The organism is Gordonia abscondita, from assembly GCF_032711245.1.
Taxonomy (GTDB): domain Bacteria; phylum Actinomycetota; class Actinomycetes; order Mycobacteriales; family Mycobacteriaceae; genus Gordonia.
The window spans coordinates 2,813,313-2,834,383 of the sequence record NZ_CP128986.1; the positions used below are offsets into that span (position 1 = coordinate 2,813,313).

Below are 21,071 nucleotides of genomic sequence, written 5' to 3' on the forward strand. Positions count from 1 at the left end.
TCAGCCGACTTGGTAGACGCCTGCGCCGGTCGCTACGAGCTGATCGTCCGTTCGTGTGCGGATCTCGACGGCGCAGTGCGATAGTCGGCGGCCGCGCCGCAATCGGGTGGCGACGATGTCGATGTCGTCGTTCATCGCCGGTGCGATGAAGTTGACCGACATGGACACGGTGACGCCGCGCAGCTGCTCCGGGACTGGTCCGTCACCCGCCCATGCGGCCGCCATGATGCCGAGATCGACGCATGCGCTGATCGCGCCGCCGTGGACCATCGGGCCGACCGTGGTGTTGGCGTCACGGAAGGGCATGCGCAGGTGGGCGGTCCCTTCTCCGAGGTCGATGATCCGCACGCCGAGCGTCGAGATGAACGGTGATGTCGGGAACAGGGCGCGCATTGTCTCGGTGCCGGTAGTCGATTCAGTGTCGGTGCCGGTGGTCGGTTTAGGCATTGCGATCTCCTAGCAAGTCGTAGTCAGACTATGAAAACATAATTTGACTACGAAAACATAGGTGAATTACGGTTCGGGTATGACCGCACCGCTTATCGAGCCTTCCGACCGACGACGCCGTCGAACTCACAACGCGGTGCTGGACGCCGCTGCCGATCTGTATGCCAGCCACGGGTTCCGGGAGACGTCGGTCGACGAACTCGCTTCGGCGGCCGATGTCGCACTCAGTTCCATCTACGCGAATTTCCCCGGCGGAAAGGCGGATGTCTACGCCGCACTTGCCTGCCGAATCGCGCGGCAGCACGCCGACGAGATGGCTGCGGCCATCGCCGCCGCGCGCGAACCGGTGGAACTCGCTGTCTTCGACGCCTACCTCCGTTTCCACGCCGACGCTCCGGCGGCATTCCGCATCCTGGGCCTGTCAGATCTGGGGCGGGACGACTCCGAGCTCGTCACGCAGGCACGCCGGATCGTCCGCGACCTGCTCGGCGGCGTCCTGGACGCCACGGTGGCCGCATCGACTCTCGACGCCGGGTCGGCACGCGGTGAAGCCCTCCGGCTGTGGGGGACGGTGAACGGGTTGATCGCGCTGCGAACGCAAGGGTTCGCGACAGCGAGTGAGGTCGAGGACCTTCTCGCGCCGGTGCGCGCCGAGTTGGCCGCGCGGATCGCCGAGTCAGGAGAGGGTGCCCGGTCATGAGTGTCGGTCCAGTCAGGCGAGTCGGCGAACTGACCGGTCGGGAACGACTCGCCGCCGCGGCATCGGCGACCGCCGCCGTGACCACGGCCGTGCCCGGCTATCTCCGCAGGGTTCGCGTCGAATCTGGCGGGGAGCCGGTCCGACCGCCGGATTCTCGGTATGCGATGGAGGTCGCTGAACGTGCCGCCGATCAACTGGCGCCTTCCGTCCTCGCGCACAGTCGACGATGTTTTCAATGGTCGATGGCCTTCGCGGGAATCGACGATCTGCGCACCGACCCGGAGCAGGTGTGGGCGGCGGCGATGCTGCATGATCTCGCGCTCGGCGGTCCCGACGTGCCCGGGTACGGATGCTTCGCGGCGATCGGCGGTGAGGCGGCAGCCCGGCTGGTCGCGCGTCACCGGCCCCCAGCCGACGCGGACGTCGTCCGTGACGCGATCGCCGTCCACTTCCATCCATCGGAGCCGGACGAACCGGTCGCCCGCTGCCTCCACTCGGCGGTGAATCTCGACGTCGTCGGCTACCGGTTACGGGAAGTCGATCCGGCGTTGGTCGCGACGATCGAAGCCGAGCATCCGCGTCACGGATTCCATGAGGCATTCGCCGACGCGATGCGGATCGAGACCCGCCTCCGGCCGCATTCGAGTGCTGCGGTGCTGTGGCGAGTCGGCGCTCGGCTGCCGATGGCATTGAATCCGCTGGCACGCTGACCGCGGACACCCTTGCCGACCTAGTCCAACCGGTGTGCTCCGGGTGTCCGCGGGCGCCGCGGGTGAACGGGAAGCGGCGACGACACCGGCCGGAGGGGCGCCGTCGTCTCCACCCCGGACTCGTCGGCACCGGGCACTAGACCGAAGCGCAGCAGGTGCTCGTCGAAGTCGAACAGACGGGCGTGGATGAGCGTCCGATTCCGCAACGCGGACCGAACCGCGCGGTGCAATCCGTCCTCGAGATACATCACACCCTCGTATTGGACGATGTGGGCGAACAGGTCGCCGTAGAACGTCGAGTCCTCGGCCAACAGCTTGTCGAGTGCGAGCACGGTCGTCACGGTGGTCAGCTGGTCGAGGCGAAACTGGCGGGGCGGGATCTTGGCCCAATCACGTGGGGCGAGACCGTGATCGGGATACGGCCTGCCCTCGTGTACCCCCTTGAAGATCATTGCCCGCCTGGTCTTTCCGTCAGTTTCGTAGAATGGTCGTAGTTCACTGTATGCAAACTGTGTGAGGAGGTGCCTGTGTCGAGTACAGACGACCGTCGCTTTGAGATTCTCCATGCCATTGTCACCGATTTCGTGGGGACTCAAGAACCGATCGGATCGAAGGCCCTCGTCGACCGGCATCACCTCGGCGTGTCGAGCGCCACGGTTCGCAACGACATGGCCGTGCTCGAAGAGCAGGGCTACATCACGCAGACGCACACGAGTTCCGGGCGGGTGCCGACCGATAAGGGCTATCGACTCTTCGTCGACCGGATCAGTGAGATCAAGCCGCTGTCGTCGGCCGAGCGCCGCGCCATCCTGTCGGTCCTCGACTCCGGAGTCGACCTCGACGACGTGCTGCGCCGCAGTGTGCGACTACTGGCTCAGCTCACGCGGCAGGTCGCCGTCATCCAGTACCCTGTGCTGTCGACGGCTCGCGTCCGGCATCTGGAAGTGGTCGCGCTCAGCCCGACACGTCTCCTGCTGGTCGTCATCACCGACAACGGCCGCGTCGAACAGCGGATGGTGACGCTCCGCGAAGCGGGCGACGACGACACGCTCGCACGACTGCGCACCATGTTCTCGCAGGCGCTCGACGGGCAACGCCTCGAAGACGCGTCCGTCGCCGTCGCCGACCTCGCCAGCCAGGCTCCGCCGGAACTGCAGGAACAGGTCGTCACGATCGCGACGGTGCTCGTCGAGACTCTCGTCGAACGTGGGGAGGACCGGCTCGTGTTGGGCGGAACGTCGAACCTGGCGCGATCGGCCGCCGACTTCACGCCGGCGACCGGCGGCATGGATACCGTGCTCGAAGCGCTCGAAGAACAGGTCGTCGTCCTCAAACTGCTCGCGCACACCCAACGCACCGGTCAGGTGACCGTCCAGATCGGTGAGGAGACCAACACCGCGAACCTGCGCAACACGTCGGTCGTCTCGACCGGGTACGGTGCTTCGGGCACTGTGTTCGGCAGCGTCGGTGTGGTGGGACCCACCCGGATGGACTATCCGGGAACAATCGCGTCGGTCGCTGCAGTTGCGAAATATGTCGGCGAAGTGCTCGCCGACCGATAGAACTATGTGAAGCGTAAGGACTGTATTCGCTGTGGCTCGTGACTACTACGGAACTCTCGGCGTCTCCCAGGGGGCGACGGATCAAGAGATCAAGCGCGCCTACCGGAAGCTCGCCCGTGAACTCCATCCCGACGTCAACCCCGACGAGGAAGACCGCTTCAAAGAGGTGACGACCGCGTACGAGGTGCTCTCCGATTCGGAGAAGCGTCGCGTGGTCGACGCGGGTGGCGACCCCCTCGCGGGTCCGGGCCAGGGCGGCTTCGGTGGCGACCCTTTTGGGTCAGGCGGCCTCGGCGACATCTTCCAGACTTTCTTCGGCGGTGGCAGTGGCGGCGGCGGTTTCGGCGGCGGACGCGGGCCCCGCGGGCGCGTCCGCCCCGGTGAAGCCGCACTCGTCGGCGTCACGCTCGACCTCGACGAGATCGCCGAAGGCGCCCGCAAGGAGATCACCGTCGACACCGCCATCCTGTGTGATTCGTGTACCGGTTCCGGTACACGTGGCGACTCCAAGCCGGTCACCTGTGGTACCTGTCGGGGTGCGGGCGAGATCCAAGCCGTGCAACGGTCGTTCCTCGGCCAGGTGATGACGGTCCGCGAATGTCCCGAATGCCACGGCGCAGGCGAGACCATCCCCGACCCGTGCCTCAAATGCGGCGGCGACGGCCGAGTCCGCTCGCGCCGCACCCTCACCGTCAAGATTCCGGCTGGGGTCCAGGAGGGTATGCGTGTCCGACTCACCGGCCAGGGCGAAGTCGGTCCCGGCGGCGGGCCCGCAGGAGACTTGTACGTCGAGGTCAGCGAAGCGAGCGACGATGTGTTCGTCCGCGACGCCGACGACCTGCACTGCACGGTCCGCGTCCCGATGGTCGACGCCGCTCTCGGCACCGAGATCGAGGTGCCGACTGTCCTCGGCAGCGTCGCCACCGTCACCGTCGGCCCCGGAACCCAACCGGGAGCCGTAGTCAAGGTCCGTGGCCACGGCATGCCGCATCTGAATACCGGAATGCGCGGCGACCTACACGCACACCTAGACGTCGTGGTGCCGCGCAAACTGGACGCTACCCAGACCGAACTGCTCACCGGCCTGCGCGAGGCGATCGACGACGACGTCGAACTCGTTAGCGTGAGGTCCAAGTCGGCCGGTTCGGGCGGACTGTTCTCCAAACTTCGCAACGCTTTCGCAGGCCGATGACCCCACCGCTCTTCTGGGTCGACGACGTCCCCGCCGCAGGCGAAGAGGCGACGGTATCTGGCTCGGAAGGTCGACACGCGGTCACCGTGACGCGGATCAGACGCGGCCAGCGGGTGGTCCTCGGTGACGGTCGCGGCACACTCGCCGACTGCGACGTGCTCGGGACGTCGGGCAAGGACCGGCTGACGGTCCGCGCCGGACGCGTCGAGTTCGTGACCCGACCCAAACCGCTCGTCACCGTCGTACAGGCGCTACCGAAGTCCGAACGCGCGGAACTCGCCGTCGACCTGATGACCGAGGCAGGCGTCGACGTGATCGTGCCGTGGCAGGCCGCCAGGTGTGTCGCGCGGTGGGCCGGGTCGAAAGCCGAACGCGGCGTGGACAAGTGGCGGTCCGCTGCGGCGACCGCAGCCAAACAGGCGCGACGGTCGTGGATACCGGAGGTCGCCGATCTGGCCACGACGATGGATGTGCGCGAGCGGTGCGCACGTGTCGTCGGCGACGGCGGCGTCGTCGCCTTGCTCCACGAGACTGGATCGACGCCGTTCCGGTCGCTCGAATTCGCGGCCGCGTCGGAGATAATCCTGGTGATCGGCCCCGAAGGCGGCCTCGACGACGCCGAGATCGAAGACCTGACGGCGCTCGGCGGGCGGCCCGTCGTCCTCGGCCCCGAAGTGTTGCGGACCGCGGCCGCGGGCGCCGTCGCACTCGGCGCACTCGGTGCGGTCACCGATCGTTGGAGTCGATGACCGGTGCGCCGAATCAAGATCCCGTACGGTGAGTCGCCGAGCACGTTCGGTCACCTGTACCTGCCGGGAGAAGGATCGCGCGGCCCCGGACACGCCCCGCTGGTCGTCCTGGTCCACGGCGGCTACTGGTCAACCGAATACGCGTTGGTCGTCTACACCGGTCTCGCGCGAATGTTGACCGAACGCGGAGCCGTCGTATGGAACATCGAATACCGCCGGGTCGGCGAACCGGGCGGCGGCTGGCCGAACACTGGTCGTGACGTGGTCGACGCGGTCAGCGCGCTCGACGGCCCGGTCACCGATCAGCTGGCGACGGCGGGGATCGACGTCGACCGGGCGCACGCGTCGATCGTCGGACATTCCGCGGGCGGCCAGCTCGCCGTGTATGCGGCGGCCCGTCTGAGCGGCGCCACCGAACGATTCGCCTTCGGCACGGTCATCGCGCAGTCGCCGGTCCTCGACTTCACCGAGAGCGGCGCGTTCGACCGCCCGTCGGTCGTCGACCTCATGGGCGCGCCGTTCGCACAGATTCCGGACCGCTACCGGGCGGCGTCCCCGTCTGAACTGGAGCCGTTCGCCTCGACGGTCGCGGTCATCCATACCGTCGACGACCGGTCGGTGCCGATCGAGATGAGCAGGCGCTACGTCGCGGACGCTGTGCGGCGAGGCCAGCGTGCCGCCCTGTACGAGGTTCCCGGCGAAGGCCACGACGCCTTCGTCGACCCACGGTCGGCGGCCAGTCGGCAGACGCTCCGTGTGCTGGGGATTTAACGCGATGCCCGCCGGACAGTCCGGCGATAGGATGAGGGAGTGACGAACGTAGTGAGTGGCAGGCCGAATGACTGAGACGGGCGACGATCTGGCCGACGCGGCAGCGAGCTCGAAGATCGAGGTGCCGCAAGACCTCGCCGTCGGGCTTCTCGGCGCGACCGACGTCAACCTGCGGACCTTGGAAGCGCAGCTGCCCGCCGACATCCACGTCAGAGGCAACCGAATCACTCTCAAGGGTGCGCCCGCCGACGTAGCCGCATCCGAGCGAGTGATCGCGGAACTGGTGAAGGTGGTGCGCGGCGGGACGACGCTGACCCCGGATCTCGTCCGGCAGAGTCTGTCGATCCTGTCCGTGTCGAACGAGTCGCCAGCCGAAGTGCTCAGCCTAGACATCCTGTCGCGGCGCGGTAAGACGATCCGGCCTAAGACGCTCAACCAGAAGCATTACGTCGACGCGATCGACAAGAACACGATCGTCTTCGGTCTGGGTCCAGCAGGCACCGGAAAGACATATCTCGCGATGGCGAAGGCCGTCCAGGCGTTGCAGAACAAGGAGGTCACACGGATCATCCTGACGCGTCCCGCCGTCGAGGCGGGGGAGCGGCTGGGCTTCCTGCCGGGCACTCTCAGCGAGAAGATCGACCCATACCTGCGACCTCTGTACGACGCGCTACACGACATGATGGATCCCGAAACGATCCCCAAGCTCATGGAGGCCGGCGTCATCGAAGTCGCGCCGCTGGCGTACATGCGTGGCCGTACCCTCAACGACGCGTTCATCATCCTCGACGAGGCACAGAACACGACCGGTGAACAGATGAAGATGTTCCTCACCAGGCTTGGGTTCGGCGCGAAGATGGTCGTCACCGGTGACGTAACCCAGGTCGACCTGCCAGGCGGGGCGAGGAGCGGACTGCGAATCGCCGCCCGCATCCTCGACGGCATCGACGACATTCACTTCGCCGAGTTGACCAGCTCTGACGTCGTGCGTCACCGTCTCGTCGCCGACATCGTCGACGCATACGGTCGGGCCGAGGAAGACAGAGACTCGGCGGGGCCGCGCGATGTGGCGAGCGGCAACCGCGCCGCCAGGAGAGACGGCATGCGCCGGACCGACGGGGGACACCGCCGATGAGCATCGAACTGTTCAACGAGTCGGGCGTCGACGTGCCCGAACAACTCGTCATCGAAGCTGCGCGCTTCGCGATGGCGCGCATGGAAGTCCATCGGGGCGCCGAACTGTCGATCACCCTGGTCGACTCGGAGGCCATGGCCGACCTGCACGTGCAGTGGATGGACTTACCCGGTCCGACCGACGTGATGAGCTTCCCGATGGACGAGTTGACGCCCGGCGGGCGCCCCGACGCGGCCGACCCCGGTCCGGCGATGCTCGGCGACATCGTGATCTGCCCCGAGTTCGCGGCGCAACAGGCCAAGAGTCAACGGCACAGCTTCGAACACGAAGTCGCTGTCCTCACCGTCCACGGGGTCTTGCACCTTCTCGGATTCGACCACGCCGAACCCGAGGACGAGAAGGAGATGTTCGGGCTGCAAGGCCAGATCATCGTCGACTGGTATTCAGCGCGCGACGACCGCGTCCGACTCCAGGCGCAAGCCGAACGTGACGCTCGGCTGCTGCGCAACACCGGCTTCTCCGGCGACATAGGCGGACGCTGAACTCGTGATGCGTGACGTGATCTTCCTGATCGGAGCCACCGCTCTGATCGCCGTCGCAGGTCTGTTCGCCGCAGTCGATACGGGACTGCAGACGGTGTCTGCGGCGCGCGTCGACGACATGGTCAAAGAGGAGCGCGGCGGTGCGAAACGACTCCGCACCGTTCTCGAGCGGCGGGCGACCTACGTCGGCCTCGCCGTCCTTCTCCGCGTGTTCGGCGAAGTAGCGGCGATCGGCCTCGTCGCGGTGACAGCGGTCGACGGGCTCGGCACCGGTTGGGGGATGACCGTAACGGTCATCGTGATGACCGGTGTGTCCTATGTTGCGGTCGGGGTCGGGCCGCGCACGCTTGGGCGGCAGCACGCCTACTCGATCGCCCTGGTCGCGGCGCCCGTCTTGACCGCGATCGGGGTGCTGTTGCGCCCGGTGACCCGCATGTTGATCCTCGTCGGAAACGCGCTCACTCCCGGCAAGGGCTTCCGTAACGGTCCGTTCGCCACGGAAGTAGAAGTCCGCGAAGTGGTCGACCTCGCCCAGGAGCAAGGTGTCGTCGACGACGACGAACGCCGCATGATCCAGTCGGTGTTCGAGCTCGGCGACACGAACGCGCGCGAGGTGATGGTGCCGCGCCCGGAGATGGTGTGGATCGAGTCGGACAAGTCCGCGACCCAGGCGATGAGCCTCGCCGTCCGGTCGGGCCATTCGCGGATCCCGGTGATCGGCGAGAACCCCGACGACATCGTTGGCGTCGTCTACCTCAAGGACCTGGTGGAGCGGATGCTGCCGAAGCTGCCCGTCGCCGGATTCGACGTCGGCGCGGTGATGCGGTCGGCGGAGTTCATCCCCGACTCCAAACCGCTCGACGACGTGCTCGAAGACATGCAGGCCAAGCGGAATCACATGGCTCTCCTCGCCGACGAGTACGGCGGCGTCGCAGGCCTGGTCACGATCGAGGATGTGCTCGAAGAGATCGTCGGCGAGATCTCCGACGAGTACGACACCGACGAGGTCGCGCCGATCGACAAGCTGGGCGAGGACAAGTACCGCGTTTCCGCGCGACTCCCCGTCGAAGATCTCGGTGAACTGTTCGGCATCGAGATCGACGACGACGAGGTCGAGACCGTCGGCGGCCTCCTCGGTCTACGGCTTGGCCGGGTCCCGCTGCCCGGCGCGAAAGTGAAGTCGCACGGGCTCAAAATGACAGCCGAGGGAGGCCCCACCAAGTCGGGCCGCCAACGGATAACGACCGTCGTCGTGCGACGTGCCAGGAAGAAGTCGGCAGACGGTGTCCGCGAGGAGTGGGGCGAAGACGATACGCTGCACGAAACGCAAGACTCATCGATCGGAGACACCGCTTGAGCAACCCCACGTCGTCGCAACCCGAATTCCGTTCGGGCTTCGTCTGTTTCGTCGGCCGCCCGAACACCGGCAAGTCGACGTTGACGAACGCGCTCGTCGGCGACAAGGTCGCCATTACGTCGAACCGTCCGCAGACCACGCGGCACGCGATCCGCGGGATCGTGAACCGGCCGGACGCTCAGCTCGTCCTCGTCGACACGCCGGGACTGCATCGCCCGCGGACCCTTCTCGGGCAGCGACTCAATGACCTGGTGCGCGACACCTATTCTGAGGTCGACGTGGTCTGCGTGTGTATTCCGGCCGACGAGGCGATCGGTCCCGGTGATCGTCGGATCGTCGACCAGGTCCAGACTGTCGCGCCGAAGACCCGCAAGGTCGGAGTCGTCACCAAGATCGACCGGGTGGGTCCGGAGAAGGTCGCTAAGCAGCTGATGGCGCTGTCGGCGCTGATGGGACCCGATGCCGAGGTGGTGCCCTGCTCGGCAAAGTCGGGCAAGCAACTCGACACGCTCGCCGACGTACTCGTCTCACTGTGCGAGGAGGGGCCCGCGTTCTATCCGGACGGCGAACTGACGGACGAACCCGAGCAGGTGCTGATGGCCGAATTCATCCGCGAGGCTGCCTTGGAGGGCGTCCGCGACGAACTGCCGCACTCGCTGGCCGTCGTCATCGAAGAAGTCGTCCCGCGCGACGGCTCGGACGTGGTGGACGTGTACGCGCACCTGTTCGTCGAGCGGGACAGCCAGAAGGGCATCGTCATCGGTCACAAGGGCGCCCGGCTCAAGGAGGTCGGGACGGTCGCCCGCGGCCAGATCGAACGGTTGCTCGGAACCAAGGTGTACCTCGACTTGCACGTGAAGGTCGCCAAGGACTGGCAGCGCGACCCGAAACAGTTGGGCCGCCTCGGCTTCTAGCGGAGTCGCCCCCCTGGACATTCGCTCCCCACACGGGCACGGTGGACGCATGCCACGGATCGATCTGCCCGCAGGCCCGATCGACTACACGGACACCGGCGGTGATGGGCCGGTGCTGGTGTTCGGTCACGGGCTGTTGATGAACGAGACGCAGTGGCGCGCGGTGATCCCGCTGCTCGAGGGCTTCCGCTGTATCGCGCCGACGTGGCCGTTGGGCGCGCATAGACGTCCGATGAAGCCGGACGCCGACTTGTCCCAGTCGGGTGTCGCCAACGTGATCGCCGATTTCCTCGACGCGCTGGATCTGGACGAGGTCACATTGGTCTTGAACGATTGGGGCGGCGGCCAGTTCATCGTCTCCGAAGGGCGTGACCACCGGCTGGCTCGGCTGGTGCTGGCGTCGTGCGAAGCGTTCGACAACTTCCCGCCGAGACCCGCCCGTCCGGCGTCTGCGCTGTGTCGGCTTCCGGGCGGGGCATGGCTGCTCATGCAGATCACACGGACCGCGTTGTTCCGGCACGGACATATGGCGTACGGCGGGCTCGCCAAGAACGCGATCCCAGACGACGTGATGGACGACTGGTTCGCGCCTGCCCTGCGTGACGCCGATATCCGCCGCGATCTCGCGAAGTTCGCGACCGGCGCGCCGTCGAAGGCTGTCTTGAATGCCTGGCACGACGACGTGGTCCGTTTCGACCGGCCGGTGCTGTTGTTGTGGGCGGTTGAGGACTCGATGATGCCGATCGGTCATGCGCGGCGGATGGTCGGCGAGTTCCCGAACGCGCGTCTGGTTGAGGTCGCCGACTCGTGGACGTTGCTTCCCGAGGACCAGCCTGAGCGGGTTGCGACGGAACTGGCGGACTTCGTCAGGACGACCTGACGCGAGTCGATCCCACGTTTGTCGGGGGCCGGTGAGAGAATGTCTCAGTGAGGTTCTATTCCGATGAAGCGGTGGTGCTGCGTCAGCACAAGCTGGGCGAAGCCGACCGCATCATCACCTTCCTCACCGCCGAGCACGGACTGGTGCGTGCGGTGGCGAAGGGCGTCCGACGGACACGGTCCAAGTTCGGTGCGCGTCTAGAGCCGTTCGCCCACGTCGACGTCCACTTCTATCCGGGACGCAACCTCGACATCGTCACTCAGGTGCACAGTCTGCATGCGTTCTCCGACGACATCGCCTCCGATTACGGTCGATACACGACGGCGTGCGCGGTGCTGGAGACCGCTGAACGTTTGGCGGGCGAGGAACGTGCTCCCGCCAAACAACTGCACCGGCTGACGGTCGGCGCACTGCAGGCGCTCGCCGAGAACCGTCGGGAACGGCAGTGGATCCTCGACGCGTTCCTGCTTCGCGCCATGTCTGCTGCCGGGTGGATGCCCGCGCTCGACGTGTGTGCGCGGTGCGCGCAGCCGGGTCCGCACCGAGCGTTCCACGTGTCGGCAGGCGGGGCGGTGTGCGTCCATTGTCGTCCGGCGGGCGCGGCGACGCCGTCGGTCGGCGTCCTCGACCTGATGGAGGCGCTCGCGCGCGGCGAATGGGGTCACGTGTCGGAGGCCTCCGACTCGCAGCGCCGCCAAGCGACGGGGCTGACCGCGGCTCATCTCCAATGGCACCTGGAGCGTCAACTCCGGACGCTGCCGCTCATCGAACGACATGCGCCGCACCGATCAGTGGCGCAGGAAGACCAGGTTGTCTGATGGCCCGATTCTCACGCGCATCGTCCGGAGCGCCCGCCGATCGCGTTCCGTCGAGCTCTGTTCGTCCGCCGGATCCGCATCCGTCGGGTGCGACCCCGCCGATCATTCCGGCCGAGTTCGTGCCGAACCATGTCGCGCTCGTCATGGACGGCAACGGTCGGTGGGCGCAGGATCGCGGGCTGCCGCGTACCGAGGGGCACAAGCGAGGCGAGGCCGTACTCATGGACTCGGTGTGCGGATCCATCGAGATCGGTGTGAAGTGGCTGTCGGCGTACGCGTTCTCGACCGAGAACTGGTCGCGGAGTCCGGACGAGGTCAAGTTCCTGATGGGCTTCAACCGGGACGTGATCAGGCGGCGTCGTGACGAGATGAACGAGATGGGGGTCCGCGTCCGCTGGGCGGGCCGCCGTCCGCGCTTGTGGCGCAGTGTCATCAAGGAACTCGAGGTGGCCGAGGAACTCACCAAGGACAACTCCGTTATGACGCTCACGATGTGCGTCAACTACGGTGGCCGCGCCGAGATCGTCGACGCGGCCCGCGAACTCGCGCGGCGGGCGGCGCGCGGCGAGATCGACCCCGACCGGATCACCGAGTCGAGCTTCGCCAAGCACCTTGACGAGCCGGACATGCCCGACGTCGACCTGTTCCTGCGTCCGTCGGGCGAGCAGCGCCTGTCGAACTTCCTGTTGTGGCAGAGCGCCTACGCTGAGATGGTCTATCAGCAGAAGCTGTTCCCCGACTTCGATCGCCGCGACCTCTGGGACGCGTGCCTCGAGTACGCCAAACGCGATCGCCGCTTCGGCAGCGCATAGCGAGGTTCAGTCGTCAGTCGTCCTGGACCGCGGTGTATTGAGCGAGGAGTTCGACGAGGCTCGTCTCGAACCGATCCGCGGTGATGCCGGTGTCGTTCAGCGGCCCGGAGCCGTTCTCGTCATCGAACAGGGCCAGAACGATGTGTTCGGTGCCGACATAGTTGTGGCCAAGGCGAAGAGCGTGCCGAAACGTCAGTCCCAAGACCTTTTTCGCAGCGGAGTCGTACGGGATCAATTCGGGGACCTCGACCGCGTCGGGAAGTGAGTCGCGGACAGACTTCTCGAGTGCGTCGGTGTCTAGACCGATCTGACTCAGGACGGCGATCGCCAGGGATTCGCGGTCGGCGACTAGTCCGAGCACTAGGTGGACGGGAGTCACCTCGGGGTTGCCTGCAGCTTTCGCCGCATTGTGTGCGGCAGCGAGGAGGTTGCGGGCGCGTGGTGTGAAGCGATTGAAGCCTTGCGACGGGTCGAGGTCGCTCGACGTTCCGGGATCCTTCGGCGTGAATCGCTTCTGGACGGCTTGTTTGCTGACCCCCATGCTCGTTCCGATCTGGGTCCATGAGGCTCCGCCGCGCCGGGCCAGGTCGACGAAGTGTCCGATCAGATGATCGGCGACCTCGCCGAGATGGTCTGCGGCGAGGACGGCGTCGCTGAGTTGCTCCAACGGATCCTGGTGGACGGTCTTGATCGCCTCGATCAAGTCGTCGAGGCGGACGGGCGGATTGATTGCTGTGTTGGGTACCATGCCGTCAACTGTAGGTTGACGATCACATATCGTCAACCAAAGGTTGACGATATGTGTGCTTCCGAATGGTACGCGAGGTCACTAGGCGCGACCGGCGCCGCAGTCGGCGCAGGTACCGAAGATCTCCACCGTGTGGGTGATGTTGGAGAAACCGTTCTCGGAGGCGATCTTCGACGCCCACTGTTCGACGGGGTCGGCCTGCACTTCGACGGTCGTGCCGCACTCGCGGCACACGAGATGGTGGTGGTGCCCGGACGAGCAGTGGCGGTAGCGGGTCTCACCCGAACCGTCCCAGATCGCATCGATCCGTTCGGCCTCGGTGAGTGCCTGAAGATTCCGGTAGACGGTGGTCAGGCCGATGGACTCGCCACGGTCGCGCAGCTTGTCGTGCAGTTGTTGTGCGGAGAGGAAATCGTCGGTGGCCGATAGAACGTCGGCGATTGCCGCGCGCTGTTTGGTGGAGCGCTGACCGGTGACCGGCTTCGCGGACTTGGTGCTCACGCTTGTCCTTCCCGACGCTCGGTGGCGTGCACTAGAGCGTCTACGACGATGTGTGCGACGTGGTCATCGGCGAGTGCGTATTCGATCTCGCGTCCTCGACGTGTCCCCACCACCACACCAGAACGCTTCAGAACACTCAAATGCTGGCTCACCTGCGGCTGGTTGAGATGCAGCGCGTCGACAAGTTCGTGGACGCACATCGTGCGGTCTTGCAGGCTCAGCACGATCGCGACACGGGCCGGCGCCGATAGCGCACGCAGCAGATCGCTCGCGGCGGAGTGGGCGGCGTGGTCGCCGACAAGGGCTGCGGGCGCGGTCGGGGAAGTCATGCCACCATCTTATGGGAATTGATTGTCATTTCGCAGTGGCCTCGTAAGGCATCTCGTCAACACCCGGATGTTGCGGAGCTGGCTCAGCACGCAGCGACCGCGTAGCGACCGGTCGCCGAATCGGAGGCGACCAGCGTGCCGTTCACGTAGACCCGACACGCCGCGCGGTAGCCGCTGGTCTGAATGGAACTGCTGGCGAGTTGGTAGGTGGAGCGTGAGGTGAGGGTGAGGGAACCGCTGTACCAGCCCTCTTCGCCCGAATGCGACGGGAGTTTCGGGCTCTCCATGGTCTGGATGTCGTTGTCGGCGTCGAAGTAGGTCAGGGATTCGTTCACCTGGTGATCGCTGTAGAAGTAGTACGCCACGGCGTCGCCGACAGTCGGGTCGCTCGGGCTCGCGGAGGCGTTCGCGGCGGCCGGAACCAGGGCGGCTGTGGCCGCAGTGGCGGCGATGCAGAGGCGGGTGGAGAACTTCATCGGGGCTCCTCGGGGGTGTTCGGTCGGGCGGGATGTCCGACCGGTGAGATGAAGCTACGACGCGCCTACGACAATTCTTCGCTATTCGGACGTTCGCACGACACCGCGCATTCGGGCATCACGTATGCGATCAATGTGATGTCTCGACAACCGACTACCCTGTAAACGAACCCCTTGCCCCCTACGTCGTGGAGATCAGTTAACCGTGGCTGTCCAGTCCAAAGTCGATGCTGTCGTCAACCTCGCCAAGCGGCGCGGTCTGGTTTACCCCTGCGGTGAGATCTACGGCGGAACCAGGTCCGCCTGGGACTACGGCCCGCTCGGCGTGGAGTTGAAGGACAACATCAAGCGCCAGTGGTGGCGCACCATGGTCACCTCTCGCGAGGACGTCGTCGGTCTCGATTCGTCGGTCATTCTGCCGCGCCGGGTGTGGGAGGCGTCTGGACACGTCGAGGTCTTCACCGATCCGCTGATCGAGTGCACCAACTGTCACAAGCGCCAGCGTCAGGACCATCTGCAGGAGGCGTACGCGCTGAAGAAGGGCATCGACGATCCGGACTCGGTTCCGATGTCGGAGATCGCCTGCCCCGAGTGCGGTGTCAAAGGGCAGTGGACCGAGCCGAAGGCGTTCTCCGGTCTGCTCAAGACGTTCCTGGGCCCGGTCGACGATGCGGCGGGCTTGGCCTACCTCCGCCCGGAGACCGCGCAGGGCATCTTCGTCAACTTCAAGAACGTGATGACCACGGCGCGCCGCAAGCCGCCGTTCGGCATCGCGCAGATCGGCAAGAGCTTCCGCAACGAGATCACGCCGGGCAACTTCATCTTCCGCACCCGCGAGTTCGAGCAGATGGAGATGGAGTTCTTCGTCAAACCGGGCGACGACGAACAGTGGCACCAGCAGTGGATCGACGCCCGCTTCCAGTGGTACGTCGACTTGGGCATTGACCCCGAGAATCTGCGTCTGTTTGAGCACCCGGCCGAGAAGCTGTCGCACTACTCCAAGCGGACCGTCGACGTCGAGTACAAATTCGGTTTCGGCGGCAACCCGTGGGGCGAGCTCGAGGGCGTCGCCAACCGGACCGACTACGACTTGTCGACGCACAGCGAGGCGTCCGGTGAAGATCTGTCGTTCTTCGATCAGGCGACCGGCGAACGCTACACCCCATTCGTGATCGAGCCGGCCGCCGGCCTGGGTCGCTCGATGATGGCATTCCTCGTCGACGCCTACACCGACGAAGAGGTGCCGAACGCCAAGGGTGGCACCGACACTCGTACTGTCTTGAAGCTCGATCGTCGTCTCGCGCCGGTGAAGGCCGCGGTCTTGCCGCTCTCGCGCAACGAAAAACTGTCGCCGAAGGCTCGCGATCTCGCCGCGGAACTGCGCAAGTACTGGAACATCGATTTCGATGATGCGCAGGGTATCGGCAAGCGCTACCGCCGCCAGGACGAGATCGGCACACCGTTCTGTGTAACCGTCGACTTCGACACCCTCGATGACCAGGCGGTGACCATCCGCGAGCGCGACACAATGGGCCAGGAGCGGGTTGCCCTGGACAAAGTCGTCGAATATCTCGGCGGCAAGCTGATCGGCGCCTGAGTGCTGCTCGACTCGTCGCGAAGGACGCCATGAACCCGAAGATCGTGATGCTCGTCAGCGGCGTCTTGATGCTCATCGCCGCAGGAATGATGGCTGGTCAAGGCGAGTGGCTGATGTTCGGCATCGTCGTGCCAATCTGGTTGATCGTGCTCGGCGCGTGGCTCTACCGGGAACGGACTCGGTAGCGCGCGTCAGTCGAGTGCGGCGACTACCGCCGACGAGCCGGCCCACTCGGCGACGAGGGTCGCGCCGCCGGCGCAAGGAGCGGACACGTCGTAGGTCAGTCGCAGGGCCGATTCGGGCCTCGCTTCGCCGACTACGGTCAGCACCGTCGTCGTAGGCAGCGGTTCGACGGTCGCGTCGGCGCGGTGCAGTTCGAGGGCGGACTGTTCCTGTCTGCCGCGCAGAGCGCGGGTGAACACGTCGACGGCGACCGGGTCGTCGGGGGCCGCGTACACCCAGCGCCGCCCGAGTACCGAATGGTCCATGGTCCCGACGGGTTTCGCGCCGTCTAGCGGAGCACCGCGATAGGTCAACGGAACGTGGAATACGTGTCCGTCGCACGCGACTAGGTGCGCTTCGATACCGACTTGGCCGTCCGGGTCGTCGAACCGGTAGGCCGCGAGCCGTTCGACCCGGCCACCCCGACCGAGCCCGGCGCCGTCCAGGAAGTCGTGGATCAGTTCCTCTTTCGACGGGGACAGGGTCGCATCGTGGATCACAGCCATGCGTCGACGGTAACTCGCGGACGGCGGTGCGGCCACCGTGCTCGAATCCGCAACGAGTCGCGTCAGTCGGTCAGTGCTCTGAGTGCCGCCACCTCGTCCTGCAATTCGTTGATGCGGTCGATGTAGGGCTGCACGCGTTCGCGGACCTGCACGTCGGTGTACTGGGGGACGAGACTGCGCGAACAGTTCCAGTCGAACGCTTCGACGTCGATGACGATGCTGCGTTCGCAGACGGCCGAGATCGCGCCGTCGTCCACGCGGCGCAGTCGTTCGAGTAGGTCAGCGTCGTCCGAGACGATGGCGCGCCCGAACACTTTGAGGCGTTGGCGGAGCGGGTAGTCGGCGACGAACAGAGCGACGCGCCCGTCGGTGTCGATGTTGCCGGTCGACACGAACTGGCGATTGCCACGGAAGTCGGCGAACGCGATCTGGTTGCCGCCGAGATGGTGGACGAATCCGACTGGGCCGCTTCGGTACTGGACGTAGGGCCAGCCGGATTCCGTGACGGTCGCGAGGTGGAACTGAAACGCCGAGGTGAGCATGCGCAGTTCTCGGGAGGTGAGCTCTTGCGGGCCGTCGTCGGCGCTCAGCGGTGGGGGATCGGCGCGACGTGACGTGGCGTGCTGTCGGGCGCGCGCCGCGTCGCCGTATGCGATTGTCTGGTAACGGCTTGCCATACTCTCCAGTCTTACCGATCGAGTCCGCATCAGCGGGCGAACATGTTCTATTTCTCCTGTATCGTCCACGTGCATGGATCGTCTCAGCGGCCTCGACGCCAGCTTTCTGTATCTGGAGACACCCGAGCAGTTGATGCACGTGTGCGCGGTGATCGTCCTAGACACGTCGACGATGCCGAACGGCTACTCGTACAAGGAATTTCGGGCGACGCTTGAAGAGCGTGTGAAGAAGCTGCCGCCGTTCACACGCCGCGTGCGCCGCGTCCCGTTCGATCTCGGGCATCCGGTGTGGGTTCAGGACGATCACTTCGACATCGCCCACCATGTGCATCGGATGGCGTTGCCGGCGCCGGCGGGCTACGACGAGTTGATGGACACCACCGGACACTTTGCCGGGCTGCCGATGGATCGTGGTCGGCCGCTGTGGGAGATGCTCGTGATCGAGGGGTACCACGGCCGCGACGGCAGAGAAGAGGTCGTCGTCATCACCAAGATGCACCATTCGACGGTCGACGGTGCGTCCGGCGCCAATCTGATCTCGTACCTGTGCAGTCTCGAACCGGATTCGCCTGCGTTGGTCCCGGCCGACGCGGGTCGTAATGAGCGGGGGCCCGGCGGCCTGGAACTGGTGGGGCGCAGCGTGCTCGGCACGCTCGCTCGGCCGCTGGCGCTGCCGAGGTTGGTCCAGCCGTCGATCGACTTGATTTCCGACACGATCGGCCGTGCTCTGGCCGGGACGACGATGGCTCCGCCGTTCACGGCGCCGCGCACCTCGTTCAACGGGACTATCGACGGGCATCGGACGACGGCGATCGCCGATCTGTCGCTCGCCGACATCAAGGCGGTGCGTAAGGCGACCGGGGCAACCGTCAACGACATCGTGTTGAGTGTGGCGGGTGGTGCTCTTCGTGCGTATCTGCGTCAGCGCGGCGAGCTGCCGGACGCCCCGCTGCTGGCGTCGGTGCCGGTGTCGGTGCGCGAGGAGACCAAGCGGGAGAACGGCGCCAACAAGGTGTCGGCGGTGTTCATGCGGTTGGGTACCGACATCGAAGATCCGATGGAGCGGCTCGCGTCGATGGCCGAGTCGAACAAGAACGCGAAGGACCACCATAAGGCGATCGGTGCGGACACCTTGCAGGACTGGGCTGAGTTCGCCGCACCGCGCACCTTCGGTCTCGCGATGCGCGCCTACGCGGGCATGCGGTTGGCCGAGAAGCATCCGGTGATTCACAATCTGGTGATCTCGAATGTGCCCGGCCCGCCGATGCCGCTGTATTTTGTCGGCGCGGAGATCGTTGGCATGTACCCGTTGGGGCCGGTCATGCACGGCGCAGGGCTCAACATCACGGTGCTGTCGAAGAACGGCGTGGTCCATGTCGGGATCATCGCGGCCAAGCAGAGCATGCGCAGCCCGGAGAAGCTGGCGGTCCACTTCCCGGAGGAATTGAAGAAGCTGACTGATGCCGTCTCGCAGGGGGCGACTGACGGCTCCTAGTCGACGACGGCGTCGCTAAACGACGGCGGATCGCCGAGGAACGGCCGGTGCGAAGGCGGCTGGTTGCCGTCGACGTCGGTGACGCCAAGTTCCTCGGCCGCCTCGGCTCCGATCAGCACCCGTCCGGTGCGTTCCATGAGTCGCGGGTCGCGGTGGAGGGCGTCGATGACGCGTCCGGGAAACTCGACCGATTCGGCTGTGGCCGCGAGGCCGGAGTAGAGGTCCGGGTGCGCGTCGAACGCGGCCATCGTCCGCTCGGTCTTCAGCAGCCCCATCCACAGGGAGACGACGGCCACGTCGAACGGTCGGAAGTCGACGGCCATGTCATGCGCCATCTTGTCGACGGCGGCCTTGCCTGCACCGTATGCGGGCCCGTGCATGTAGGCGGTTCCGCCGAACGACGACGTGTTGACCACGAGTCCGCCGGGGGCGAGTAGGGGAGCAGCGTAGTACGTGGCGACGTACGCCGATCGCATGCCGACGTCGAACAAGTCGGTGAGGTCGAGCGGCTTACGCCAGAAGGGCCCCTTCTTCGTGAGGGCCGGCGGCAGCGTGATCGCATTGTTGACGAGGATGTCGACTCGTCCTTGATCGGAGCGGATCTGTTCGAAGAGGGCGGCCACCTGGGCGTCGTCGGCGTGGTCGACGACCATCGGAATGCCCGTCCCGCCGCGGCGGGTCACCTCCGCCGCGGTGTCCGTGACGGTTCCGGGCAGGTCGGCTCCGCCTGCCGTGGTGGTTCGTCCGGTCACGTAGACGGTGGCGCCGGTCGCGCCGAGGGCGAGTGCGATGCCTTTGCCCGCACCTCGGGACGCTCCGGTGACGACGGCGATCCGCGGCGTGCTCATGGGGACTCTCCTATCGAGCGGTTCTCGGTCCATCTGGCGAGAACTGTGGTGGTGGCTTCGGTGAGGACGGGTACGAAGGCGTCGGCGTTCATCACACAGCACGCGTGGCCCGCGTCAACTTCGTGGAGTGTGGCGCCCGGAATGCGCGCGGCCATCTCCCTCTGACGTTTCGGCGGAATCGCCTTGTCGCGCAATGGGACCACAACGGCCGTCGGCACGTTGACCTCACATATCCACGGTCGGCTGTGGTGGCGGCCGATCGCGGCGAGGGCGTGCGCCGCTGCGAGCGGACGGGTGGAGCGGAACTCGGCGAGCGCCCAGCGGTGGATGTCGTCGCGGGGATCGACGCGTTCGGGGTCGCGACGCCGTTCCAGACTGCGTCGCCGGGTGGCGACCACCGAGGCACTGACACTCTGGTGCACCAGTCGTTCGGCGAAGTTCGCCTGGAGTCGGTCCGCGCTCGCGCACAGAACGAGTCCGCCGACCCGCTCGGGATGTTGTCGCCAGACGAGTTGCGCTACCAGAGAACCCATGGAGAAGCCGGCGATCATCGCGGTGTCGATGCCGAGTTCGTCGAGGACGGCGGCCGCGTCGTCGGCGCAGTCGTGCAGGCTGAATGAGTCGGTGTGGATTCCGCGCCCGTGTAGCCGTTGATCCATGGTGATGACGCGGAACCGCTTCGACAGCGCGCCGATGCTGGGAAACCAACTGAGACGCCCCGTGGTCGACAGGGCGTGCAGCAGAAGAATGGCTGGCGCGCAGGCGGAGGGTCCCGGCGTGTCGGTGATGAAGGTGGTGCCGCGTCCGGGGAGGTGCAGCATGCGGCCGTCGGGTACGTCGGTCATTGCGATACGAACCGATGCGGGCAGCCGCGTGCCGAGATCGCGACGCTGCTTCGTCATGGCGCCCCTTCGAACCGCTGAACTGAAACAAGTTCTAGTTCGGGTCACTATGCCACAGTTGCGCGGGCGGCTCGAACGTACGCGATTCCACGTGTCGGATGGGCGCGGGCTGAGTCGCCGCTGTGTCGTCTGAACGTACTAACCGGGATGGTTAAGGGGAACCTGAGAAATTTGGGGTGTT

At 66.0% G+C, this 21,071-nt stretch carries 26 protein-coding genes; 16 read left to right on the plus strand and 10 right to left on the minus strand.

What is annotated here, in order from left to right; genetic code table 11:
• Complete coding sequence (locus MP11Mi_RS13285) at window positions 1–447, minus strand: PaaI family thioesterase (RefSeq protein WP_420039380.1); 447 nt, start codon at window positions 445–447, stop codon at window positions 1–3.
• 79 nt (window positions 448–526) lie between these two features.
• Between MP11Mi_RS13285 and MP11Mi_RS13290 the strand changes: the two genes are divergently transcribed.
• Window positions 527–1,147, plus strand: coding sequence for a TetR/AcrR family transcriptional regulator (locus MP11Mi_RS13290; RefSeq protein ID WP_420039381.1), 621 nt, complete (start codon window positions 527–529; stop codon window positions 1,145–1,147).
• Window positions 1,144–1,857: an HD domain-containing protein gene (locus MP11Mi_RS13295; RefSeq protein ID WP_420039382.1), complete on the plus strand. Its 714-nt coding sequence runs from the start codon at window positions 1,144–1,146 to the stop codon at window positions 1,855–1,857. Before MP11Mi_RS13290 ends, MP11Mi_RS13295 begins: the two co-directional genes overlap by 4 nt.
• A 20-nt stretch (window positions 1,858–1,877) precedes the next feature.
• On the opposite strand, the gene MP11Mi_RS13300 is transcribed toward MP11Mi_RS13295, so the two are convergent.
• Window positions 1,878–2,309, minus strand: coding sequence for a type II toxin-antitoxin system VapB family antitoxin (locus MP11Mi_RS13300; RefSeq protein ID WP_420039383.1), 432 nt, complete (start codon window positions 2,307–2,309; stop codon window positions 1,878–1,880).
• A gap of 75 nt (window positions 2,310–2,384) precedes the next feature.
• Between MP11Mi_RS13300 and hrcA the strand changes: the two genes are divergently transcribed.
• The 11 genes from hrcA (at window position 2,385) to MP11Mi_RS13355 (ending at window position 12,589) form a co-directional block, all read left to right on the plus strand.
• On the plus strand, window positions 2,385–3,419 hold the full coding sequence (hrcA, locus tag MP11Mi_RS13305; RefSeq protein WP_420039384.1) for a heat-inducible transcriptional repressor HrcA: 1,035 nt from the start codon (window positions 2,385–2,387) through the stop codon (window positions 3,417–3,419).
• Window positions 3,420–3,450: 31 nt separating this feature from the next.
• Entirely contained in the window at window positions 3,451–4,611 is a 1,161-nt protein-coding gene (gene dnaJ / locus MP11Mi_RS13310; RefSeq protein ID WP_420039385.1) for a molecular chaperone DnaJ, read from the plus strand.
• Window positions 4,608–5,360 (plus strand): 16S rRNA (uracil(1498)-N(3))-methyltransferase, encoded by a 753-nt coding sequence (locus MP11Mi_RS13315; RefSeq protein WP_420039386.1) that lies wholly within the window; start codon window positions 4,608–4,610, stop codon window positions 5,358–5,360. Before dnaJ ends, MP11Mi_RS13315 begins: the two co-directional genes overlap by 4 nt.
• 3 nt (window positions 5,361–5,363) lie before the next feature.
• The gene (locus tag MP11Mi_RS13320) at window positions 5,364–6,131 is read left to right on the plus strand and encodes an alpha/beta hydrolase family protein (RefSeq protein ID WP_420039387.1); all 768 of its coding nucleotides are present in this window, start codon (window positions 5,364–5,366) and stop codon (window positions 6,129–6,131) included.
• Between the two features lie 67 nt (window positions 6,132–6,198).
• A complete protein-coding gene (locus MP11Mi_RS13325) occupies window positions 6,199–7,266 on the plus strand; it encodes a PhoH family protein (RefSeq protein WP_420039388.1) in 1,068 nt (355 codons plus the stop codon).
• Window positions 7,263–7,808, plus strand: a complete 546-nt coding sequence (gene ybeY, locus MP11Mi_RS13330) for an rRNA maturation RNase YbeY (RefSeq protein ID WP_420039389.1) — start codon at window positions 7,263–7,265, stop codon at window positions 7,806–7,808. The genes MP11Mi_RS13325 and ybeY overlap by 4 nt, the downstream gene beginning before the upstream one ends.
• 7 nt (window positions 7,809–7,815) lie before the next feature.
• Entirely contained in the window at window positions 7,816–9,165 is a 1,350-nt protein-coding gene (locus tag MP11Mi_RS13335) for a hemolysin family protein (protein WP_420042099.1), read from the plus strand.
• The gene (gene era, locus MP11Mi_RS13340) at window positions 9,162–10,079 is read left to right on the plus strand and encodes a GTPase Era (protein ID WP_236998669.1); all 918 of its coding nucleotides are present in this window, start codon (window positions 9,162–9,164) and stop codon (window positions 10,077–10,079) included. Before MP11Mi_RS13335 ends, era begins: the two co-directional genes overlap by 4 nt.
• A gap of 49 nt (window positions 10,080–10,128) precedes the next feature.
• On the plus strand, window positions 10,129–10,959 hold the full coding sequence (locus tag MP11Mi_RS13345) for an alpha/beta fold hydrolase (protein ID WP_420039390.1): 831 nt from the start codon (window positions 10,129–10,131) through the stop codon (window positions 10,957–10,959).
• Between the two features lie 47 nt (window positions 10,960–11,006).
• Window positions 11,007–11,777, plus strand: coding sequence for a DNA repair protein RecO (recO, locus tag MP11Mi_RS13350; RefSeq protein ID WP_420039391.1), 771 nt, complete (start codon window positions 11,007–11,009; stop codon window positions 11,775–11,777).
• Window positions 11,777–12,589 carry an isoprenyl transferase gene (locus MP11Mi_RS13355; RefSeq protein ID WP_420039392.1) on the plus strand — a complete coding sequence of 271 codons (813 nt, stop codon included), beginning with the start codon at window positions 11,777–11,779 and terminating at the stop codon, window positions 12,587–12,589. Before recO ends, MP11Mi_RS13355 begins: the two co-directional genes overlap by 1 nt.
• Window positions 12,590–12,602: 13 nt before the next feature.
• Here MP11Mi_RS13355 and MP11Mi_RS13360 read toward each other — a convergent pair whose 3' ends face one another.
• The 4 genes from MP11Mi_RS13360 to MP11Mi_RS13375 form a co-directional block, all read right to left on the minus strand.
• A complete protein-coding gene (locus MP11Mi_RS13360) occupies window positions 12,603–13,337 on the minus strand; it encodes a Clp protease N-terminal domain-containing protein (protein WP_420039393.1) in 735 nt (244 codons plus the stop codon).
• Window positions 13,338–13,418: 81 nt separating this feature from the next.
• Window positions 13,419–13,838, minus strand: a complete 420-nt coding sequence (locus MP11Mi_RS13365; RefSeq protein WP_420039394.1) for a Fur family transcriptional regulator — start codon at window positions 13,836–13,838, stop codon at window positions 13,419–13,421.
• Window positions 13,835–14,167, minus strand: a complete 333-nt coding sequence (locus MP11Mi_RS13370; protein ID WP_420039395.1) for an ArsR/SmtB family transcription factor — start codon at window positions 14,165–14,167, stop codon at window positions 13,835–13,837. Before MP11Mi_RS13370 ends, MP11Mi_RS13365 begins: the two co-directional genes overlap by 4 nt.
• A gap of 83 nt (window positions 14,168–14,250) precedes the next feature.
• Window positions 14,251–14,643 carry a hypothetical protein gene (locus MP11Mi_RS13375; RefSeq protein ID WP_420039396.1) on the minus strand — a complete coding sequence of 131 codons (393 nt, stop codon included), beginning with the start codon at window positions 14,641–14,643 and terminating at the stop codon, window positions 14,251–14,253.
• Window positions 14,644–14,848: 205 nt separating this feature from the next.
• Here MP11Mi_RS13375 and MP11Mi_RS13380 point away from each other — a divergent pair, with 205 nt between their 5' ends.
• Window positions 14,849–16,240, plus strand: coding sequence for a glycine--tRNA ligase (locus MP11Mi_RS13380; protein WP_420039397.1), 1,392 nt, complete (start codon window positions 14,849–14,851; stop codon window positions 16,238–16,240).
• A gap of 29 nt (window positions 16,241–16,269) precedes the next feature.
• On the plus strand, window positions 16,270–16,425 hold the full coding sequence (locus MP11Mi_RS13385; protein ID WP_420039398.1) for a hypothetical protein: 156 nt from the start codon (window positions 16,270–16,272) through the stop codon (window positions 16,423–16,425).
• Between the two features lie 6 nt (window positions 16,426–16,431).
• Here MP11Mi_RS13385 and MP11Mi_RS13390 read toward each other — a convergent pair whose 3' ends face one another.
• Window positions 16,432–16,968 carry a maltokinase N-terminal cap-like domain-containing protein gene (locus tag MP11Mi_RS13390; RefSeq protein WP_420039399.1) on the minus strand — a complete coding sequence of 179 codons (537 nt, stop codon included), beginning with the start codon at window positions 16,966–16,968 and terminating at the stop codon, window positions 16,432–16,434.
• Between the two features lie 62 nt (window positions 16,969–17,030).
• On the minus strand, window positions 17,031–17,645 hold the full coding sequence (locus MP11Mi_RS13395; RefSeq protein ID WP_420039400.1) for a pyridoxamine 5'-phosphate oxidase family protein: 615 nt from the start codon (window positions 17,643–17,645) through the stop codon (window positions 17,031–17,033).
• Window positions 17,646–17,718: 73 nt separating this feature from the next.
• Here MP11Mi_RS13395 and MP11Mi_RS13400 point away from each other — a divergent pair, with 73 nt between their 5' ends.
• A complete protein-coding gene (locus MP11Mi_RS13400) occupies window positions 17,719–19,140 on the plus strand; it encodes a WS/DGAT/MGAT family O-acyltransferase (RefSeq protein ID WP_420039401.1) in 1,422 nt (473 codons plus the stop codon).
• On the opposite strand, the gene MP11Mi_RS13405 is transcribed toward MP11Mi_RS13400, so the two are convergent.
• Both MP11Mi_RS13405 and MP11Mi_RS13410 read right to left on the minus strand, forming a co-directional pair.
• Complete coding sequence (locus MP11Mi_RS13405) at window positions 19,137–19,988, minus strand: SDR family NAD(P)-dependent oxidoreductase (protein ID WP_420039402.1); 852 nt, start codon at window positions 19,986–19,988, stop codon at window positions 19,137–19,139. The genes MP11Mi_RS13400 and MP11Mi_RS13405 overlap by 4 nt on opposite strands.
• A complete protein-coding gene (locus MP11Mi_RS13410) occupies window positions 19,985–20,890 on the minus strand; it encodes an alpha/beta fold hydrolase (protein ID WP_420039403.1) in 906 nt (301 codons plus the stop codon). The genes MP11Mi_RS13405 and MP11Mi_RS13410 overlap by 4 nt, the downstream gene beginning before the upstream one ends.
• Window positions 20,891–21,071: the final 181 nt, after the last annotated feature.

Excerpts from the sequence above, each read along its gene's own strand:
- MP11Mi_RS13285 (WP_420039380.1), bottom strand. The coding sequence starts at position 447 with ATGCCTAAACCGACCACCGGCACCGACACTGAATCGACTACCGGCACC.
- MP11Mi_RS13290 (WP_420039381.1), top strand. The coding sequence starts at position 527 with ATGACCGCACCGCTTATCGAGCCTTCCGACCGACGACGCCGTCGAACT.
- MP11Mi_RS13295 (WP_420039382.1), top strand. The coding sequence starts at position 1,144 with ATGAGTGTCGGTCCAGTCAGGCGAGTCGGCGAACTGACCGGTCGGGAA.
- MP11Mi_RS13300 (WP_420039383.1), bottom strand. The coding sequence starts at position 2,309 with ATGATCTTCAAGGGGGTACACGAGGGCAGGCCGTATCCCGATCACGGT.
- MP11Mi_RS13315 (WP_420039386.1), top strand. The coding sequence starts at position 4,608 with ATGACCCCACCGCTCTTCTGGGTCGACGACGTCCCCGCCGCAGGCGAA.
- MP11Mi_RS13325 (WP_420039388.1), top strand. The coding sequence starts at position 6,199 with ATGACTGAGACGGGCGACGATCTGGCCGACGCGGCAGCGAGCTCGAAG.
- ybeY (WP_420039389.1), top strand. The coding sequence starts at position 7,263 with ATGAGCATCGAACTGTTCAACGAGTCGGGCGTCGACGTGCCCGAACAA.
- MP11Mi_RS13335 (WP_420042099.1), top strand. The coding sequence starts at position 7,816 with ATGCGTGACGTGATCTTCCTGATCGGAGCCACCGCTCTGATCGCCGTC.
- MP11Mi_RS13345 (WP_420039390.1), top strand. The coding sequence starts at position 10,129 with ATGCCACGGATCGATCTGCCCGCAGGCCCGATCGACTACACGGACACC.
- MP11Mi_RS13355 (WP_420039392.1), top strand. The coding sequence starts at position 11,777 with ATGGCCCGATTCTCACGCGCATCGTCCGGAGCGCCCGCCGATCGCGTT.
- MP11Mi_RS13360 (WP_420039393.1), bottom strand. The coding sequence starts at position 13,337 with ATGGTACCCAACACAGCAATCAATCCGCCCGTCCGCCTCGACGACTTG.
- MP11Mi_RS13370 (WP_420039395.1), bottom strand. The coding sequence starts at position 14,167 with ATGACTTCCCCGACCGCGCCCGCAGCCCTTGTCGGCGACCACGCCGCC.
- MP11Mi_RS13375 (WP_420039396.1), bottom strand. The coding sequence starts at position 14,643 with ATGAAGTTCTCCACCCGCCTCTGCATCGCCGCCACTGCGGCCACAGCC.
- MP11Mi_RS13385 (WP_420039398.1), top strand. The coding sequence starts at position 16,270 with ATGAACCCGAAGATCGTGATGCTCGTCAGCGGCGTCTTGATGCTCATC.
- MP11Mi_RS13390 (WP_420039399.1), bottom strand. The coding sequence starts at position 16,968 with ATGGCTGTGATCCACGATGCGACCCTGTCCCCGTCGAAAGAGGAACTG.
- MP11Mi_RS13395 (WP_420039400.1), bottom strand. The coding sequence starts at position 17,645 with ATGGCAAGCCGTTACCAGACAATCGCATACGGCGACGCGGCGCGCGCC.
- MP11Mi_RS13400 (WP_420039401.1), top strand. The coding sequence starts at position 17,719 with ATGGATCGTCTCAGCGGCCTCGACGCCAGCTTTCTGTATCTGGAGACA.
- MP11Mi_RS13405 (WP_420039402.1), bottom strand. The coding sequence starts at position 19,988 with ATGAGCACGCCGCGGATCGCCGTCGTCACCGGAGCGTCCCGAGGTGCG.
- MP11Mi_RS13410 (WP_420039403.1), bottom strand. The coding sequence starts at position 20,890 with ATGACGAAGCAGCGTCGCGATCTCGGCACGCGGCTGCCCGCATCGGTT.